Origin of the sequence: Sporosarcina obsidiansis (assembly GCF_009651005.1) — a bacterium.
Lineage (GTDB): Bacteria > Bacillota > Bacilli > Bacillales_A > Planococcaceae > Sporosarcina > Sporosarcina obsidiansis.
Map to the genome: position 1 here is coordinate 1 of NZ_WHVW01000045.1, position 1582 is coordinate 1582.

The following is a 1582-nucleotide window of genomic DNA, read 5'->3' on the forward strand; positions in this document are numbered from 1 at the left end:
CAAGTATAAAAGAAATCGGTGAGTACGTGTCTTTTTTTATCCGAATTGTGTGGATACCCCAACAAATATTATAGAACTGAAACTATATTGTGAAATATCTAGGGATGTATAATTACTCGATTTATGACTCGGTGGAAACGATGGCGGCCTCATCGCAGCGAGCGTTGGCGGATAGCGATGACCTTACAGAAGTGATCAAGTATACACAATCTGCTTACGCCGAACCGGATCCAACTCATTTTGGGGCAGCCAAAGGAATGAACGTCATCTATTTGCATTTAGAATCATTCCAAAACTTCTTAATCAACTATCAATTGAACGGAGAAGAAGTGACGCCGTTTTTAAATTCATTAATCGAAGATAAGAATACAGCGTATTTCGATAACTTTTTCCATCAAACGGGCCAAGGTAAGACGTCCGATGCGGAATTCATGTTGGAGAACTCCATATTCGGATTGCCGCAAGGATCTGCTTTTATTACGAAAGCGCAAAATACGTACCAAGCGGCCCCAAGCATTTTAAAGGATCATGGGTATACATCTGCTGTATTCCACGGCAATAACGGCAGTTTCTGGAATCGGAATACCATTTACAAATCATTTGGGTTCGATCATTTCTTCGACGCGAGTTATTATGATACGAGTTCTTCAATCAACATGGCCGAATACGGATTGTTGGATAAACCGTTCTATGAACAATCGGAAAGCATGCTCAGTTCCCTGCCGCAACCTTTCTATACGAAATTCATTACGGTTGGAAACCACTATCCGTATGCGATGAATCAGGACTTAGTGTCAATCGATAAAGCACAGACTGGGGACGCTAGTGTGGACGATTATTTCCAAACTGCGCGTTATACGGACGAGGCGATTAAAACAGTCTTCACTCGATTAAAGGAAATGGGCTTATATGATAACTCGGTCATCGTTCTGTATGGCGACCATTATGGTATTTCAGATAATCATAAAAAAGCGATGAGCAAAATCATTGGGAAAGACATTACACCTTATGAAAGTGCGAACTTGCAGCGCGTCCCATTATTCATACATGTTCCTGGAATGAAAGGCGGCATTAACCACACGTATGGCGGCCAGACAGACCTTCTTCCGACGTTATTGCATTTGCTTGGAATTGATACGAAAGACTTTGTTCAATTCGGTTCCGACTTATTCTCTGAAGAGCATAATGAAGTGGTCCCATTTAGAAATGGCGATTTTGTCAGTCCGACGATTGATTCCATTAATGAAAAATTTTATGATAGTCGAACAGGCTTGTCGCTCGATGATCGACAATTGGAACTAGCACAAGACATGAAAAAAGAAGTGGCTTACAAATTGGGGCTTTCTGATAAAGTCGTGAATGGCGACTTATTAAGATTCTTTACACCAAAAGGGTATACATCTGTAGATCCATCTCAGTTTAACTACACTAAAGATGCAGATGTAAACGAATGACATAAAGCAGCAGAAGAAGTATGTTCTCTCTAATTGGAGAGAACATACTTCTTTCAGACTGTAGACAAACTCCGGAAATTTGGAGTTTTCCTACAGTCTATTTTCTTTTACAATAGAGTAAACGCCAG

1 pseudogene is annotated in these 1582 nt (G+C 40.5%); it reads left to right on the forward strand.

Annotated elements, in window-relative coordinates:
- Window positions 1–80: 80 nt before the first annotated feature.
- Window positions 81–1454, forward strand: a pseudogene (locus GD002_RS17560) (LTA synthase family protein); the annotation flags it as partial.
- Between the last annotated feature and the right edge of the window lie 128 nt (window positions 1455–1582).